General features: G+C 74.5%; 15 protein-coding genes. 6 read left to right on the top strand and 9 right to left on the bottom strand.

The window, feature by feature from the left end; genetic code table 11:
* The first annotated feature begins 174 nt into the window (after nt 1-174).
* A complete protein-coding gene (locus ACIHEI_RS02550; RefSeq protein ID WP_387637612.1) occupies nt 175-825 on the top strand; it encodes a suppressor of fused domain protein in 651 nt (216 codons plus the stop codon).
* A 54-nt stretch (nt 826-879) separates the two neighbouring features.
* Here ACIHEI_RS02550 and ACIHEI_RS02555 read toward each other — a convergent pair whose 3' ends face one another.
* The 6 genes from ACIHEI_RS02555 to ACIHEI_RS02580 form a co-directional block, all read right to left on the bottom strand.
* Nucleotides 880-1,497 carry a MarC family protein gene (locus tag ACIHEI_RS02555; RefSeq protein ID WP_387637610.1) on the bottom strand — a complete coding sequence of 206 codons (618 nt, stop codon included), beginning with the start codon at nt 1,495-1,497 and terminating at the stop codon, nt 880-882.
* Between the two features lie 53 nt (nt 1,498-1,550).
* The gene (locus ACIHEI_RS02560; RefSeq protein WP_396605346.1) at nt 1,551-2,399 is read right to left on the bottom strand and encodes a PHP domain-containing protein; all 849 of its coding nucleotides are present in this window, start codon (nt 2,397-2,399) and stop codon (nt 1,551-1,553) included.
* Nucleotides 2,400-2,446: 47 nt separating this feature from the next.
* Entirely contained in the window at nt 2,447-3,085 is a 639-nt protein-coding gene (locus ACIHEI_RS02565) for a DUF6758 family protein (RefSeq protein ID WP_387637604.1), read from the bottom strand.
* 259 nt (nt 3,086-3,344) lie between these two features.
* Nucleotides 3,345-3,488, bottom strand: coding sequence for a hypothetical protein (locus ACIHEI_RS02570; RefSeq protein WP_167349416.1), 144 nt, complete (start codon nt 3,486-3,488; stop codon nt 3,345-3,347).
* Nucleotides 3,489-3,906: 418 nt separating this feature from the next.
* Complete coding sequence (locus tag ACIHEI_RS02575) at nt 3,907-4,761, bottom strand: alpha/beta fold hydrolase (protein ID WP_387865608.1); 855 nt, start codon at nt 4,759-4,761, stop codon at nt 3,907-3,909.
* A gap of 192 nt (nt 4,762-4,953) precedes the next feature.
* Nucleotides 4,954-7,365: a DEAD/DEAH box helicase gene (locus ACIHEI_RS02580; protein ID WP_396605347.1), complete on the bottom strand. Its 2,412-nt coding sequence runs from the start codon at nt 7,363-7,365 to the stop codon at nt 4,954-4,956.
* Between the two features lie 582 nt (nt 7,366-7,947).
* Between ACIHEI_RS02580 and ACIHEI_RS02585 the strand changes: the two genes are divergently transcribed.
* Nucleotides 7,948-8,673: a ferritin-like fold-containing protein gene (locus tag ACIHEI_RS02585; protein WP_380487407.1), complete on the top strand. Its 726-nt coding sequence runs from the start codon at nt 7,948-7,950 to the stop codon at nt 8,671-8,673.
* A 7-nt stretch (nt 8,674-8,680) separates the two neighbouring features.
* On the opposite strand, the gene ACIHEI_RS02590 is transcribed toward ACIHEI_RS02585, so the two are convergent.
* From ACIHEI_RS02590 to ACIHEI_RS02600, 3 genes are all read right to left on the bottom strand, one after another.
* The gene (locus ACIHEI_RS02590) at nt 8,681-8,962 is read right to left on the bottom strand and encodes a hypothetical protein (RefSeq protein WP_387865603.1); all 282 of its coding nucleotides are present in this window, start codon (nt 8,960-8,962) and stop codon (nt 8,681-8,683) included.
* A gap of 121 nt (nt 8,963-9,083) precedes the next feature.
* Nucleotides 9,084-9,311 (bottom strand): DUF3107 domain-containing protein, encoded by a 228-nt coding sequence (locus ACIHEI_RS02595; RefSeq protein ID WP_387637592.1) that lies wholly within the window; start codon nt 9,309-9,311, stop codon nt 9,084-9,086.
* Between the two features lie 141 nt (nt 9,312-9,452).
* The gene (locus ACIHEI_RS02600; RefSeq protein ID WP_387637590.1) at nt 9,453-10,109 is read right to left on the bottom strand and encodes a TetR/AcrR family transcriptional regulator; all 657 of its coding nucleotides are present in this window, start codon (nt 10,107-10,109) and stop codon (nt 9,453-9,455) included.
* Nucleotides 10,110-10,336: 227 nt separating this feature from the next.
* On the opposite strand from ACIHEI_RS02600, the gene ACIHEI_RS02605 reads away from it, so the two are divergent.
* The 4 genes from ACIHEI_RS02605 to ACIHEI_RS02620 all read left to right on the top strand — a co-directional run bounded on the left by ACIHEI_RS02605 (nt 10,337) and on the right by ACIHEI_RS02620 (nt 15,081).
* A complete protein-coding gene (locus ACIHEI_RS02605) occupies nt 10,337-11,254 on the top strand; it encodes an alpha/beta fold hydrolase (RefSeq protein WP_396605348.1) in 918 nt (305 codons plus the stop codon).
* 283 nt (nt 11,255-11,537) lie between these two features.
* Nucleotides 11,538-13,070, top strand: a complete 1,533-nt coding sequence (locus ACIHEI_RS02610; RefSeq protein ID WP_396605349.1) for a DUF3492 domain-containing protein — start codon at nt 11,538-11,540, stop codon at nt 13,068-13,070.
* Nucleotides 13,067-14,140 carry a hypothetical protein gene (locus tag ACIHEI_RS02615; RefSeq protein ID WP_396605350.1) on the top strand — a complete coding sequence of 358 codons (1,074 nt, stop codon included), beginning with the start codon at nt 13,067-13,069 and terminating at the stop codon, nt 14,138-14,140. The genes ACIHEI_RS02610 and ACIHEI_RS02615 overlap by 4 nt, the downstream gene beginning before the upstream one ends.
* Nucleotides 14,137-15,081 (top strand): NAD-dependent epimerase/dehydratase family protein, encoded by a 945-nt coding sequence (locus tag ACIHEI_RS02620; RefSeq protein WP_396605351.1) that lies wholly within the window; start codon nt 14,137-14,139, stop codon nt 15,079-15,081. The genes ACIHEI_RS02615 and ACIHEI_RS02620 overlap by 4 nt, the downstream gene beginning before the upstream one ends.
* The last annotated feature ends 121 nt before the right edge of the window (nt 15,082-15,202 follow it).

Raw genomic sequence — 15,202 nt, forward strand, 5'->3', positions numbered from 1 at the left:
GACCACCTCCTCCACGCCGGGGCCCGCGCGGGGGCCGTCGCGGCCCTGGTTCGTATTCACAAGGCCGACCGCTCACATTAACAGCTCTTCCCCGTACTGAGCCCCGGAGTTCGGCGTCCGCCGGGTAAAGGTCGCGCCAAAGCTTGCCCGCGCGCCGCGCGCTAAGGTCGCGGCATGGCGCACGACTTCCCGCTCTTCGGCGACTTCTCCGATCCCGACGCCGGCCACGGCTCCGGCCCGACCCGGCAGACCGTTCTGGCCGCCGTCGAGGCGCGGCTGATCAGCACCTTCGGCGATCCCTCCGGCCGCGCCGCGGTCACCTTCGTCGGCGCGGACCGCATCGAGGTGCTGCGCTTCGGCCCGGACGCCGAGGGCCTGGTCCGCTACGCGACGCTCGGCATGGCCGCCGCCCCGATGGCCGACCCGTCCTCGCCCGTCGCCGACCCGGTGCGCGGCCCGCGCGCCGAGCTGGTGCTGACCGTGCGCGGCGGGCGGGACGAGGTGCACAAGGCGCTGGTGGTGTTCGCCGCCAGCCCGCAGGTCGAGGGCCTGGTGGTGGCCCCCGGCGGCTCGCTCGACCTGGGCTCCCCGCTGTGGACCGGCGCCCCGTTCACCTCGGTGCTGGCCGCCGAGCCCGGCGGCCTGGTCGAGGACCTTGAACTCCCGGCCCCCGCCGAGGCGGTGCGCTTCCTGCCGCTGCTGCCGATGACGCCCAACGAGGCCGCGTTCAAGCGCGTCCAGGGCGCGGGCGCCCTGGAGGAACGCTGGCTGAAGCACGGCACCGACCTGCGCGACCCGAACCGCCGCGGCGTCCCGCTGGACTGAACCCGCGTCGGCCCGGGGGTGGAGGCCCAGGGGTGGAGGCCCAGGGGTGGAGGCTTAGGGGTGGAGCTCGATGAAGCCGAACACCCCGTTGGCCACCAGCTGCGCCGCGATCGCCGACAGCAGCAGGCCGGCCAGCCGGGTGATCAGGACCACGCCGCCCTCCTGGATCACCCGGATGATCGACAGCGAGAACCGCATGGTCAGCCAGAGGATCAGATGCATGATGACGATCGCCGACCAGAGCGCCAGGTGCTGCGTTCCGGTGCTGGCCCCCTGTACGGCCAGGATGACCGCGACGATCGCACCGGGCCCGGCCAGCAGCGGGGTGCCCAGTGGGACCAGGGCGACGTTGACGTCCTTGGTCTGGGTGGGTTCTTCGATCCGGCCGGTCAGCAGGTCCAGCGCGATCAGCAGCAGGAGGACCCCGCCGGAGGCCTGGAGGGCCGGGATCGAGACGTGCAGGTAGTCGAGGATCTGGTGCCCGAACAGCCCGAAGCAGGTGATCACCCCGAGTGACACCAGCGTGGCCTGCCAGGCCATCCGGCGCTGCACCTTCTGCGTCCGGCCGGAGGTGAGCGCCAGGAAGATCGGCATGATGCCCGGCGGGTCCATGATCACGAACAGCGTGATGAAGAGTGAGCCGAAGACCTTGCCGTCGATGACGGTGAGCATGCCGGGATTGTGCGCGCTTCGGACCCCGGGTGCGGCGGGACGCGCCGGGTCTTTCAGCCGGTGATGGGAGTGGCTCCGGTCGCCTGGGACACCAGTGCTTCGTACACCTCTGGCGCAGTGGTGTACTCGCCCAGTCGGACGATCTTGCGGCTGCCGTGGTAGTCGCTGGAGCCCGTCACGAAAAGCCCCAACTCGCTTGCCAGCGTGCGGAGTCGGGCCCGGGTCGGTTCGTCGTGGTCGGTGTGGTCGACCTCCAGGCCGGCCAGCCCGGCCGCCGCAAGATCGGCGATCACCTGGTCCGACACCGTCCGGCCCCGCTTGTCCGCTCCGGGGTGAGCGAAAACCGGTACGCCCCCCGCCGCCCGTACAAGCCGCACCGCGAGCGCCGGGTCGGTCTCGTGCTTGCGGACGTCCGCCCTCCCGTCGTTGGCCAGCCACTCGGGCGTGAACGCGTCCGAGACGCTCGCCACCACGCCCGCCTCCACCAACGCGGACGCGATGTGCGGACGGCCCACCGAACCGGCCCCGGCGATCCGCTGCACCTGCTCCCAGCTGATCGGCGCGCCCAGCTCCCGGCAGCGCTCCACGATCGCCCGCGCGCGCCGGAGCCGGTCGGTGCGCACCAGCTCCCGCTCGGCCGCGAAGGCCGGCTCCGCCGGGTCGAACAGGTACGCCAGCAGGTGCATGCTGATCCCGCCCACCTGGCAGGAGAGTTCGGCGCCCGGAATCAGGGTCAGACCCGTCCCGGCCAGCGCGGCCGTCGCCTCGCCGTACCCGGCCACCGTGTCGTGGTCGGTCAGCGCCACCACGTCCAGGCCCGCGGCCACCGCGTTGGCGACCAGTTCGGCCGGGGAGTCGGTGCCGTCCGAGGCATTGCTGTGGGCGTGCAGATCGATACGCATGGCGCCCAGGATAGGGAGCCGCCGGGACGGCAGGGGCGGGGAGTGGCTCAGCCGAGCAGACGGGGGGAGAGTGCCCCGCAAGGCAGCAGGCCGAGTTCGGCCCCCGCGTCGCGCAGGTCCGTCAGCACCAGTTCGTCGTGCATCAGCAGCGCCGACTGCTCGGGCCAGGCGATCGCCCACAGCCACAGGCCGCGCGCCTCGCCGACGTACACCGCCCGGTCGTCCGGGGCGCCGGGGACGTGGAACATCGGGGTCGGCCGGCCGGCCGCCATCAGCTTGGCGTCCGCGGGCTTGTACAGCGCGACGTCCTCGCCCGGGTCCGGCCCGTCCAGTCCCGCGTAGCGGGCGCCCAGGCCGATGCCCAGTTCCTCGGCCACCAGCACCAGTTCGCCGAACCCGCCGAGCGGGGCCGGCCCCGAGCAGGCGACGGCGGTGGCGCGCGCCCCCGACAGGTCGTCACCCGCGTGCGCGATCCCGGTGAACAGCCAGCCGACCGGCAGCGGCCAGGGCATCCAGACGGGCACCTGGGAGCGGTTCACGGCAACGTTCAGGGCTTCGATACTGGGGGGCAGTACCGGCTGCATCGGGTGTACGGCACCGTGCCGGTCGCACTGCCAGGTGTCGGAGAAGAGGCCGGGGGCGCGGACCCGACCGGCACATCGCGGACAGCTTGGCTCGCCCCTCATAACCGACAACGGTCCTCCCTCCGGACTGCTGCGTCAAGGACGATCACCCGGAAGGAGTCCGCCACGAGCCGCCACGCGCCGCCCCGGCAACGGCCCGGGTCCGGCAGGGTAGATGTCCCGGGCGGCAGGGCACCAAACCCCCCGCAGGTCGCGGCCCCCGAACACACTGACGCCCCGTCGTCCCAGGGGTCTCCTGTGGTGACGGGGCGTCAGCCGGGTATCGGAACGTCGGACGGCTCGGCGGCTCGTCCGCGTTCGGTCACACGGCCTTGCACGGCCGGATGTACAGGCGTTCGCCCGTTTGCGCGGCGGTCTTCAGGTATTCGGAGACGGTCGCCGCGTCGGCGATCAGTCGATCGGTCTCCGCTCCGGCGTGATCCAGACGAAGGATCTCGAAACGCATGGGCCTCTCCCTTCCCGTCCTCGGGCTCCGAGGCGGACTCGGCCGGCGGTAGGCCATCGTGCGATGGCCTGCCGGCACTGGCTGGGTCGGACGTCCGGCAGGTGCAGTCACCCGTCGCTCCCCCCACTCTCAAGCAGGACTTCTTCAGCGGCACTTACAGTGCGGCAGCCGGAGTGGGGCGACGATGCCCCTGTCTCACTGTGCCGCGACGCTGCTACCCGGCGGTTTCCCGCCGGTAAATCCGTCATTTCGACGGCCGGAGGAGGGTGCGGCCGTCGGAGGGTTCTGATTCCGGACTGAATCAAATATTACCCGAGCTAACGATCCTTGTCGCGCGAAAACGGGAGCCGACTTCTGATCAACCGTCAGAAGGCCCGCCCATGGCCCGGATCCGCCGGGAAAACGGTGCGCCCCGCCGTCACGCGCCCTGCGCGGACCAGAACGAGGCGAGGGCCGCCGCCGTCTCGGCCGGGCGCTCCGCGTTCGGCGAGTGCCCCGCGCCGGGCACCACGGTGCGCAGCGCGCCCAGGCGCTCCGCCATCCGCGACTGCTCCTCGACCGGCCAGGCGTAGTCCCGCTCGCCGGACAGCACCAGCTTCGGCAGCCCGACCGCCGCCAACTCGTCCACCCGGTCCGGCGCGGCCACCAGGTGCGCCGCCGCCGCCTTCAGCGCCTGCGGCAGGTTCGCCAGCCAGCGACGGTGCAGAAAGTCCGCGATCTCCGGATCCAGCGGCGGCACCCGCTCACCCTCCAGCTGCCGCATCACCTGCCAGATCGACTCCAGGTCCATCGACTCCAGCGCGTCCAGCAGCAGCCTCGTCCGCGCCGCCTCCGCCGGATCGATCGCCCCCGGCCCCGTCGACATCAGCGTCAGCGACGCCCACGGCAACGCGCCGGGCGCCGACAGCACCGCCTCCCGCACCACCTGACCACCGAACGAGTGCCCCAGCAGGTGCAGCGGCCCGCCCTCGGCCTCCAGCTCCGCGGAGAGCGCCCGGACGTCCGCCCCCAGCGCTCGCACCGAGTACGCCTCCGGGTCGGCCGGGCCACCCGACTCGTACTGGCCGCGCTGATCCACCGCGACCACCCGGAACCCGGCCCCGGCCAGCGGCTCCAGCAGTGCGATGAAGTCCTCCTTGCTCCCGGTGAACCCCGGCACCAGCAACGCCGTCCCCCGCGCCGGCCCCACCGGCTCCCCCCACAACGCCGCCAGCCCACCCACCCGGACCGCCCGCACACACCCCGGCAGCTTCAGAAACGGCGGCGTACTCATATCTCCGTGCCCTCCCGGCAGATCACCCGACAACCCGGGGCCACCCTACGCAGCACAAATCCGCCTCCGGCGGCCGGAGCCGGGGGAAACGCCGAGGGGCGGGGCGGCGCCGTGGCAGGGCGGCGGAAATGCCGCCGGGGAGGGCGCGACCTGGTGGTCGGGCCCTCCCCGGCGGGTGGGGTGGTGCGGGTGTTACTTCTCCACGGCCTTGCGGGTCCGGCGCGGGGCCGGGATCTCCTCGGTCGCGGCCTTCTTGACGGCGCGCTTGCGCGGGGCCGGCGCGGCTTCCTCGGTCGCGACCTCGGCAGCGGCAGCCTTCTTGGTCGCGCGCTTGCGGGGAGCCGGGGCGGCTTCCTCGGCGACGACCTCGACAGCGGCGGCAGCCTTCTTGGTGACCCGCTTGCGCGGGGCCGGCGCGGCTTCCTCGGTCACGGCCTCGACGGCGGCGACGGCCTTCTTGGTCGTCCGCTTGCGCGGCGCCGGGATCTCCTCCGCCGCGGTCTCGACGGCGGCGACGGCCTTCTTGGTCGCGCGCTTGCGCGGCGCCGGGGCGGTCTCCTCGGCGACGACCTCGACAGGGGCGGCAGCCTTCTTGGTGGCGCGCTTGCGCGGGGCCGGCGCGGCTTCCTCGGTCACGGCCTCGACGGCGGCGACGGCCTTCTTGGTGGTCCGCTTGCGGGGAGCCGGAGCGGCTTCCTCGACGACGGCCTCGACAGCGGCGGCAGCCTTCTTGGTCGCGCGCTTGCGCGGCGCCGGGGCCTCGACGGTCTCCTCGACCACCGGCGCGGCCGCGGCCTTGCGGGTGCGCTTGCGCGGGGTCTCGGCGACCGGCTCCGCGACGACCGCCGGGGCGACCGTCTCGACGACGACCTCGGCGACCGTCTCGACCGCGGGGGCGGCAGCCTTGCGGGTGCGCTTGCGGGGAGTGCGGACCGCCGGGGTCTCGGCGACCGGTTCCACGACGACCGCCGGGGCAGCCGTCTCGACGACGACCTCGGCGACCGTCTCGACCGCGGCCGGCGCGGCAGCCTTGCGGGTGCGCTTGCGCGGGGTGCGGGCGGCGGGGGTCTCGGCGACCGGCTCCGCGACGACCGCGGGAGCAGCCGTCTCGACGACCTCGGCGACCGTCTCGACCACGGCCGGCGCGGCGGCCGCGGAGTTGCGACGGTTGCGGTTGCGGCGACGCGAGCTGCGGCCCTCACCGGGTGCGGCCGGAGCGGCGGTGGGCTGCTCGGCGGTGGTCACCTCGGGGGTGGCCGGAGCGTCGGCGACGGAGCTGCCGCCGCGGGTGCGGCGACGCTCGCGGCTGCGACGGGACGGACGCTCGGCGGGAGCCGGGGTCTCGGGGGCGGCAGCGCCCCGTCCACCGCGGCCGCCACCGTTGCGGCCCGCGGGGCGCTGGCCGCGGCCGCCGGTCTCGCCGAGGTCCTCGACCTCTTCGGCGGCGAGGCCGGCCCGGGTGCGCTCGGAGCGGGGCAGGATGCCCTTGGTGCCGGGCGCGATGCGGAGCAGCTCGTACAGGTGCGGGGAGGTGGAGTAGGTCTCCTCCGGGTCGTTGAACGGCAGGTCCAGCGCCTTGTTGATGAGCTGCCAGCGCGGGATGTCGTCCCAGTCGACCAGGGTGACGGCGGTACCCGAGGCGCCGGCCCGGCCGGTGCGGCCGATCCGGTGCAGGTAGGTCTTCTCGTCGTCGGTGCACTGGTAGTTGATGACGTGGGTGACGCCTTCGACGTCGATGCCGCGGGCGGCGACGTCGGTGCAGACCAGGACGTCGACCTTGCCGTTGCGGAAGGCGCGCAGCGCCTGCTCGCGGGCGCCCTGGCCGAGGTCGCCGTGGACCGCGCCGGCCGCGAAGCCGCGCTTGGTGAGCTGGTCGGCGACGTCGGCGGCGGTGCGCTTGGTGCGGCAGAAGATCATCGCCAGGCCGCGGCCGTCGGCCTGCAGGATCCGGGAGACCATCTCGACCTTGTCGAGCGAGTGCGCACGGAAGATGTGCTGCTCGATGTTGGCGACGGTGGTGCCGGTGTCGTCCGGTGCGGCGGCCCGGATGTGGGTGGGCTGGCTCATGTACCGGCGGGCCAGCGAGATGACCTGGCCGGGCATGGTGGCGGAGAAGAGCAGGGTCTGCCGCTTGGCGGGCAGCATGGTGATGATCTTCTCGACGTCGGGCAGGAAGCCGAGGTCGAGCATCTCGTCGGCCTCGTCCAGCACCAGCGCGCGGACCTGGGACAGGTCGAGCTTGCGCTGGCCGGCCAGGTCGAGCAGGCGGCCGGGGGTGCCGACGACGATGTCGACGCCCTTCTTCAGGGCCTCGACCTGCGGCTCGTAGGCGCGGCCGCCGTACACGGCGAGGACGCGGACGTTGCGGACCTTGCCGGCGGTCTGCAGGTCGTTGGTGACCTGGGTGCACAGCTCGCGGGTGGGGACCACGATGAGCGCCTGCGGGCTGTCGGTGAGCTGCTCGGTGGTGGCCCGGCCGGCGGCGACGTCGGCCTTGACCACGACCCGCTCGATCAGCGGGAGGCCGAAGCCGAGGGTCTTGCCGGTGCCGGTCTTGGCCTGGCCGATGACGTCGTGGCCGGTCAGCGCGACCGGCAGGGTCATCTCCTGGATCGGGAAGGGGTGGACGATGCCGACGGCCTCCAGGGCCTCGGCGGTCTCCGGGAGGATCCCGAGTTCCCGGAAGGTCGTCTTGATGGGTTCGGCGGTGGTGGACAGGGTGCTGCCTCTTCCGTGTGGAGGGGCCGAGTTCGAGCGCGTCCTGCCGTGCCCGCGCTGCCCGGTGAGGGGCGCGTCGGGCGGGCGGCGCGGGGGAGGGCGTCCCGTTGACGGGGGCGTGCGGCCCGGCGCGTCCTGGCGCGGTCCGCGGCGGCCCTCGCTCGGCCTGATGCGGTGCCTGGGCCCGAGGCTCGGGCCAGGTCGGAGCCGATCGGGTCTCCGACCGGGCATCCGCGTACGTGAGCGCCGGGAGCGGTGCACCGGGCGGCGGAAACGCCACCGGGTACGACTGCGCGGCCTGCCGATGAACGGACGGGCCGCGCGGGTTCACACCTGGCCTCGCTACCTACCATACAGTCAAGCGACGACTCGAACACGTGACGGCGAATACTCCGACCGGCCGCGCCGGGGTGGCGGGACGGCTGCGGGCGGTCCCCGGACCTGTCGGGACCACTAAGGTCAGGTGCCATGGAGACTCAGGAACCCGGTGACGGGATCACCGACTCGATCGGGCCCTGGACGGCCCGGGCCGCCGACCCGCAGTACCGCGCGGCGGTGCTCGACCTGCTGGGCGCGCTCGCGTACGGCGAGCTGAGCGCCTTCGAGCGGCTCGCCGAGGACGCCAAGTTCGCGCCCGGCATCGCGGAGAAGGCCGCGCTGGCCCGGATGGCCTCCGCCGAGTTCCAGCACTACCAGCTGCTGCACGACCGGCTGGCCGAGGTGGGCGCCGACCCGGTCGCGGTGATGGAGCCGTTCGTCGAGCCGCTGGAGGCCTTCCACCGGATGACCGCCCCGTCCGACTGGCTGGAGGGCCTGGTCAAGGCGTACGTCGGTGACGCCATCGCGACCGACTTCTACCGCGAGGTGGCGGTCCGGCTGGACGACGACACCCGGGACCTGGTGCTGCGCGTGATGGCCGACACCGGGCACGGCGAGTTCGCGGTGGACCGGGTGCGCCAGGCGATCGAGGAGGACCCGCGGGTCGGCGGGCGGCTCGCGCTGTGGGGCCGGCGACTGATGGGCGAGGCGCTCAGCCAGGCGCAGCGGGTGGTCGCCGAGCGGGACGCGCTGTCGAACCTGCTGGTCGGCGGCGCGCACGTGCGCGGCTTCGACCTGGTCGAGGTCGGCAAGATGTTCAACCGGATCACCGAGGCCCACACCAAGCGGATGGCCGCGCTCGGGCTGGCCTCCTGAGCGGTGGTCAGGCGTGCCGGTGCCGGCCGCCGCGCCGGCGCCGGTCCGCGAGGTCCGGCCGGGCCGGCACCGACACCAGCAGCACCGCCACCAGGACGGACACCGCCAGCTGCACCGCCGGGACGTGCCCGTCCATCACGTAGTGGGTGAGCCGCCCGGCCAGCACGGCGGACACCAGGGCGGTGCCGACCGGCAGGGCGCGCGACCCGGGGAACAGCTCGGGCCGGACCAGCAGGGCGCCGAACCCGACGGCGAGGCCGATCAGGACGAACGCGGTCGTCTCCCACACGGCTGCCTCCCGGGGTTGTGCGGCGCTGCGGCACCCACCGCCTACCCGCCCGGGGCCGCCGGTACACAGCACGGCGCCCCGTCCCCCCAGGTGGGGGAACGGGGCGCCGGTGAACGCAGACTCAGAGCGTGCCGAAGCCGACCTTGCGGACGGACGGCTCGCCGATCTCGACATAGGCGAGGCGGTCCGCCGGGACCATCACCTTGCGGCCGTGCTCGTCGGACAGGGTGAGCAGCTTGGCGCTGCCGTCCAGGGCCTTGGCGACCGCTTCCGTGACCTCTTCGGCAGATTGCGCGCTCTCCAGGACGATCTCCCGGTTCGCGTTCTGCACGCCGATCTTGACCTCCACGGCTTCCGTCCCTCCGGTAGCTGGCCGCGCGCGCTCGAACCGCATTTCGCGGGCGGCGCGCCGTACGGGCTTCACCTTAAGGCAGCGGAGCGGCTCGGAGGCGAACGTCCCGGGTCGGTCCGCTCAGGGCCGAATCGGCGCTCACTCGCCGCCGGCGCCGGAGCCCTCCAGGGCGGGGTGCATCGGGAAGCCCTTCAGACCGCGCCAGGCCAGGCTGGCGACCAGCCGGATCGCCTCGTCGCGCGGGATCTCGGACTCCTGGGACAGCCAGTACCGGGCGGTGATCTGGGCCATGCCACAGACACCGACCGCGAGCAGCTTGGCCTCCGCCTCCGGCAGGTCGGTGTCCTCGGCGATCACCTTGGAGACCAGGGTGGCGCTCAGGTCGGTGGCCCGCTCGACCCGGTCGCGCACGGCCGGCTCGTTGGTCAGGTCCGACTCGAAGACCAGCCGGAACGCGCCGGACTCGCTGGAGATGTAGTGGAAGTACGCCTCCATGGTGGCGGCGACGCGCTGCTTGTTGTCGTTGGTCGCCTCCAGCGCCGCCCGGGTGCCGTCCACCAGGGCGTCGCAGTGCTTGTCCAGCAGCGCGAGGTAGAGCTCCAACTTTCCGGGGAAGTGCTGGTACAGCACCGGCTTGCTGACGCCGGCCCGCTCGGCGATGTCGTCCATGGCGGCCGAGTGGTAGCCCTGGGCGACGAACACCTCCTGGGCGGCTCCGAGCAGTTGTTCACGGCGGGCGCTTCGCGGCAGGCGGGCACCGCGCGGGCGCTCCTGCGCCTCCTGGATGGCCGTCACGGCGCTCCTCACTTCACGGTCTGCGATGGGCTGGCAAGGTGTTGATTCTACTTTTCGGTAACCCGCTCGTGCGCGGGTGAAGCCGAGTAAAGCGCACCACCGCCCTTGTCGGGAGCCCACAATACGGCCCGGACCAGGGGTGTCCACAGGTCCGGACGGGCCCGGGAACGGGTCGGGACGGGCCGAATCGCACCGGTGGCGAGCCGTCCTCACTACCATCGTGCTCCATGAGCGCCGCCCAGCACCCTCCCGCCGCCCTGGAGCCCTACCGCACCGTCGAGGTGCCCGGAGCGGAAGTGGCCGTCAGCCGCCATACCGAACCCCGCGACGGACTCCCGCCCGCCCTGTTCGTGCACGGGCTCGGCGGCTCCGGCGACAACTGGCTGGAGCTGCTCGACCAGCTCTCCGACGACGTCGACGGCGAAGCGGTCGACCTGCCCGGCTTCGGCTGGTCCGCGCCGCCGCTGGACGGGAACCTGAGCGTCTCCGGACACGTCCGCGCCGTCATCGGCTACCTCGAGGAGACCGGCCGCGGACCGGTCCACCTGTTCGGCAACTCGCTCGGCGGCGCGGTCTCCGTCCGGCTCGCCGCGCTCCGGCCCGACCTGGTGCGCAGCCTCACCCTGATCTCCCCGGCACTGCCCGAACTGCCCCCGCAGCGCACCGCCTGGCCCACCGGGCTGCTGGCCGTCCCCGGCTTCGCCGAACTGCTCCGCCGCCGCAACGCCGGCAGCGACCCGGAGAGCGTCACCGCCGAACTGCTGCGGCTGGTCTACGGCGACCCCGAAGGCATCCCCGCGCACCGCCGGGCCCGCGCCGTCGCCGAGTACCGGCGCCGCACCGCGCTGCCGTACGCGCTGCACGCGATGGCCGGGTCCGCGCGCGGCATCGTCAGCGCCTACACCGAGCGCGGCGAGCAGTCGCTGTGGCGGCAGGCCCGGCAGGTCGAGGTGCCGGTGCTGCTGGTGTACGGGCTGAAGGACAAGCTGGTCTCCTACCGCTCCGCCCGGCGGGCCTGCGCCGCGTTCCGGGACGCCCGGCTGCTGGTGCTCCCCGAGTCCGGGCACGTGGCGATGCTGGAGCACCCGGAGCCGGTGGCCCGCGCGGTGCGCGAACTGCTCGCGGAGGTCGACGCCGGGCGCTGAGTACCTCGGGCGCTGAGTGCATCGGGCATTCGGGCGAGAACGCAGCCGAGGCGCGTGAGGTCACGGCCGTTCACTCGATCAGGTGGCAAGCCGGGCCGGGCCCCCAAGGGGTCCGGCCCGGCGCTCTACCGTCGTGTTGTCGGACCGAACAGGTGTGGGGGGCGAGACGGCGACGGCGGCGGACGCGGGGAGCGGACGCCGGCCGGACGGCCGTCGAGCACGGACGCACTTCCTGTGTCGTAGGGCCGGAACCCCGTCGAAACGCTCGTGCTCAGGAGGCGTCGTGCGCATAGCTCTGCTCACCGAGGGCAGTCACACCAACGCGCAGCGTGGTGGAGGAGGTTGGTGCGGTCGGCTGGTCGGCGGCCTGCCCGAGCACGAGTTCCGGCTCTACCGGCTGCTCCCCGGTGACGGGCCCGCCCCACCCACCGGGGTGCGTGGCCTGCACGGCGTCCACGAACTGCCCATCTGGGGCCGCCGCCCGGCCGGCCGCGGGCCCACCGCGTTGCGCCGCCGCGGCTACCTCCGGGCGTACGAGGAACTGGTCCGCGCACTGGTGATGCCCGGCGAGCGGGCCGGGTTCGGGCCCGCGCTGTACCGGCTGGCCGCGCTCGGACGGGAGGACGACGCGCTGCCCGCGTTCCTCGCCTCCGGCCACGCGCACCGTGCGCTGGAGCGGATCTGGCGGATGCCCGGCGCCGACACCGCGGGCGGCGGGCCGCAGGTTCGCGACGTGCTGGTCGCCGCCGACCTGCTCGAACAGTGCCTGCGGCCACTGTCCGCGCCCTGGTACGGCACCGGACCGGCCGGGCTCGGCGGCGCCGACCTGTGCCACGTGGTCGGCGGCGGCCCCGCCGCGCTGCCCGCGCTGGTCGCCCGTGAACTGCACGGCGTCCCGTTCGTCGTCACCGAGCACGGCCTGCACCTGCGCGAGCAGTACCGCGGCTACCGCTCGGCCCCCTACCGCTGGCCGGTGCGCGCCCTGCTGCTGTCGTTCTTCCGGCAGCTCACCGAGGAGACCTACCGGCAGGCCGCCGTGCTCACCCCCGGCAGCGACTACGACCGGCAGTGGCAGCGGCACTGCGGCGGCGACCCCGTCCGGACCCGGATCGTCCACGAGGGCACCCCCGCCACCGGGCGGGACGCCGCCGGGGCCGAACCCGAGGCACCCACCCTGGTCTGGGCCGGCGCGCTGGAGCCCGGCCGCGACCCCGAACTGATGCTGCACGCCTTCGCGCAGGTCCGCGCCGAACTGCCCGAGGCCCGGCTGCGGATGTACGGCGAGGAGGGCGCGCCCGGCTACCTGGCGCACTGCGAGGCGATCGCCGATCGGCTCGGCATCGCCGGGGCCGTCGAGTTCGCCGGACGGCCGGAGAGTCTGGCCGCGGCCTGGGAGCCGGGCAGCGTCGTGGTGTTCAGCGCGCTCGCCCAGCGGAGCCCCCGGTTGCTCGCCGATGCCATGCTCAGCGGCCGCGCCGTGGTCGCGACCGAGGTCGGGGTGGCCGGCGAGGTGCTCGGGGCCGGGCTGCTGGTGCCGCCGCGCAGCCCGCGTGCCCTCGCCGGGGCCTGCCTGGCGCTGCTGCGCGACCGGGAGCGGCGCTCCCGGCTGGGTCTGGCCGGTCGGCTGCGAGCGCAGGAACGCTTCGGCGTGGAGCCCGTGGTCGGCGCGTTCCGCGAGATCTACCTCGAACTGGTCTCCCGCTACCCCGCCTTCCCGGCCGGGCCCGGCACCCCGGCGCGGCCGTTCGCCCGCCCCGCCGAGTACTGGGTGGCCGCCGGCGGGACACCGCTGCCCGCGCTCGCGGAGGCGGTGTGACCACGTCGCCATCAGCGGATCCCGTCCGCGAACTCCTGGATGCCAACCGCGAGTTGTGCGAGCGCGCGGTGGACCCGCTGGAGATCGCCGCCGCCCTGGAGGACTCCGGCCTGGCCGCCGACGGCGCCGCCCGCTACCGGCACGCCGACGTCTTCGGCCTCGCCGAGGAGCTGTACGCCCGGGTGCCGCGCCGCCCGCCCGCGCCCGAACCGCTGCCGGTGGCCCCGGCCCGGCTGCCTGCGGCGCTGTGCGGCGCCGCCGTCCAGCTGCTGCCGCTGCTGCCGGCCGCCGCGCTCGGCGGGGTGGCGGGCGGGGTGCTGGCCGTGCTGGTCGGCGCGGGCGGGCACGCGCTGGTCGCCGACCGGTGCGGAAGCGTGCCGGGGCCGGTCGTCGGGTGGCAGCCGGACGACGGGCTGCTCGACGACCCGGCGCAGGCCGGACCCGGGCCGTCCGGATGGTGGACCGGCCACTGCGCGCGGCAGTCCGCGCTCGGCGAGGGCGCCGGCAGCGGACTGCTGCTCGCCCTGCTCTGCGCCGCCGACCCCGGCGCGGCGCTCGTGGTCGCGCTCGGCGGTGCGGTCGCCGGGTGGGGTGCGGCCCGGGTGCGCCGGTTCGGGCAGCGGCAGACGGGGGTCGCCACGCTGCGGGAGTTCCGCTCCCGGCTGCGGCCCGTGCTGCCGCTGGCCGTACTCGCGCAGCTGGCCGTGCTCGCCGTGCTGGGCCGGGTGACGGTCGGGGGCCGGTCCGGCACCGTGCAGGCCGCGCTGTTGGTGTGCGGCGTGCTGCCGCTGCTGGCCGGCGTGGTGCGCGGCGCGGGGCGGCCCGGCACCGCCGCGATCGCGGTGCTGACCGCCGCGGCCGGCGCCGCCGTCCTCTCGCTGCCCGGCCCCGCGCACTGGCTCGGGGCGCCGCCGTCGGGCCCGGTGCTGGCCGCCGCGCTCGGCCCGGCCGTGCTGCTGGCCGGGCACGCCTGGCCGCTCACCACCCGGCCGGGCGCGTACTCCGACTTGTCGATCAGATCTCGTTGCCCGGCCGGTGCCGGGCCTGATGGAAGGACTTGGGCCCGATGAGGGTGCTGCTGCTGGGAGCCGACGGGTTCATCGGCCGGCGGGTCGCCGACCGGCTGCTGGCGGAGGAGGGGCTCCAGGTGACCGTGCTGGGCCGGAGCGATTCCGCCGACATCAGGTTCGACCTGGCCTCGGGGAGTCCGGGCGCGCTGGCCCGGTTCCTGGACGCGGTCGCCCCGCAAGTGGTGATCAACTGCGCGGGGGCGACCTACGGGACGTCCCGGGCGCTGATCCGGGCGAACACGCTGGCGGTGGCCACGGTCTGCGAGGCGATCCGGCGCAGCCGGGAGCCCGCCCGGCTGGTGCACGTCGGGTCGGCCGCGGAGTACGGTCCGGCCCAGCCGGGCGGGCCGATCCCGGAGGGCGCGGAGCCGCGGCCGGTCGGGCCGTACGGGGTGTCGAAGCTGGCGGGCACCGAGCTGGTGCTGAGCTCGGGCCTGGACGCGCTGGTGCTGCGGGTGTTCGACGTGGTCGGCCCGGGGTCCCCGACGGCCTCGCTGTTCGGGCGGCTGGCGGAGGGCCTGCGGCGGGCGCTGGAGCAGGACGAGGCCCAGGTGCGGATGCCGGACCTGTCCGGCTACCGGGATTTCGTGGACGTCCGGGACGTGGCGCGGGCGATCCAGGCGGCGGCGGTGTCCGCGGCCACCGGGGTGATCAACATCGGCAGCGGCCACGCGGTGCGGGCCCGGGAGGCGGCACACCTGCTGGTCAGGGCGTCCGGTTTCGAGGGGGCGATCAGCGAGGACGCCCGCCAGGTGGTGCTGCCCGCGCAGCAGACGGCCGCGGAGGGTGCCCGGGCGGCCGAGGCGCGGGCGGCCGCCGAGCCGGTGCACTGGCGGCAGGCGGACGTCCGGACCGCCCGGGACCGTCTCGGATGGCGGACACAGGTGCCGCTGGAGGAGTCGCTCGGGGACGTCTGGCTGGAGACCGCCTGCCGGGTCTGATCCGGCCGAGTAGGCACAGCTTGACCAGGGGGTTCGGCGCGGGGTGCGAAGTCTCGCCATCCGGCGCCGGCCATCTCAGCAAATGGACCTGCTGTCTTGGAATACCCCCGGCGCGTGACAC

This window comes from Kitasatospora sp. NPDC051984 (assembly GCF_044593455.1).
In the GTDB taxonomy this organism is placed as follows: domain Bacteria; phylum Actinomycetota; class Actinomycetes; order Streptomycetales; family Streptomycetaceae; genus Kitasatospora.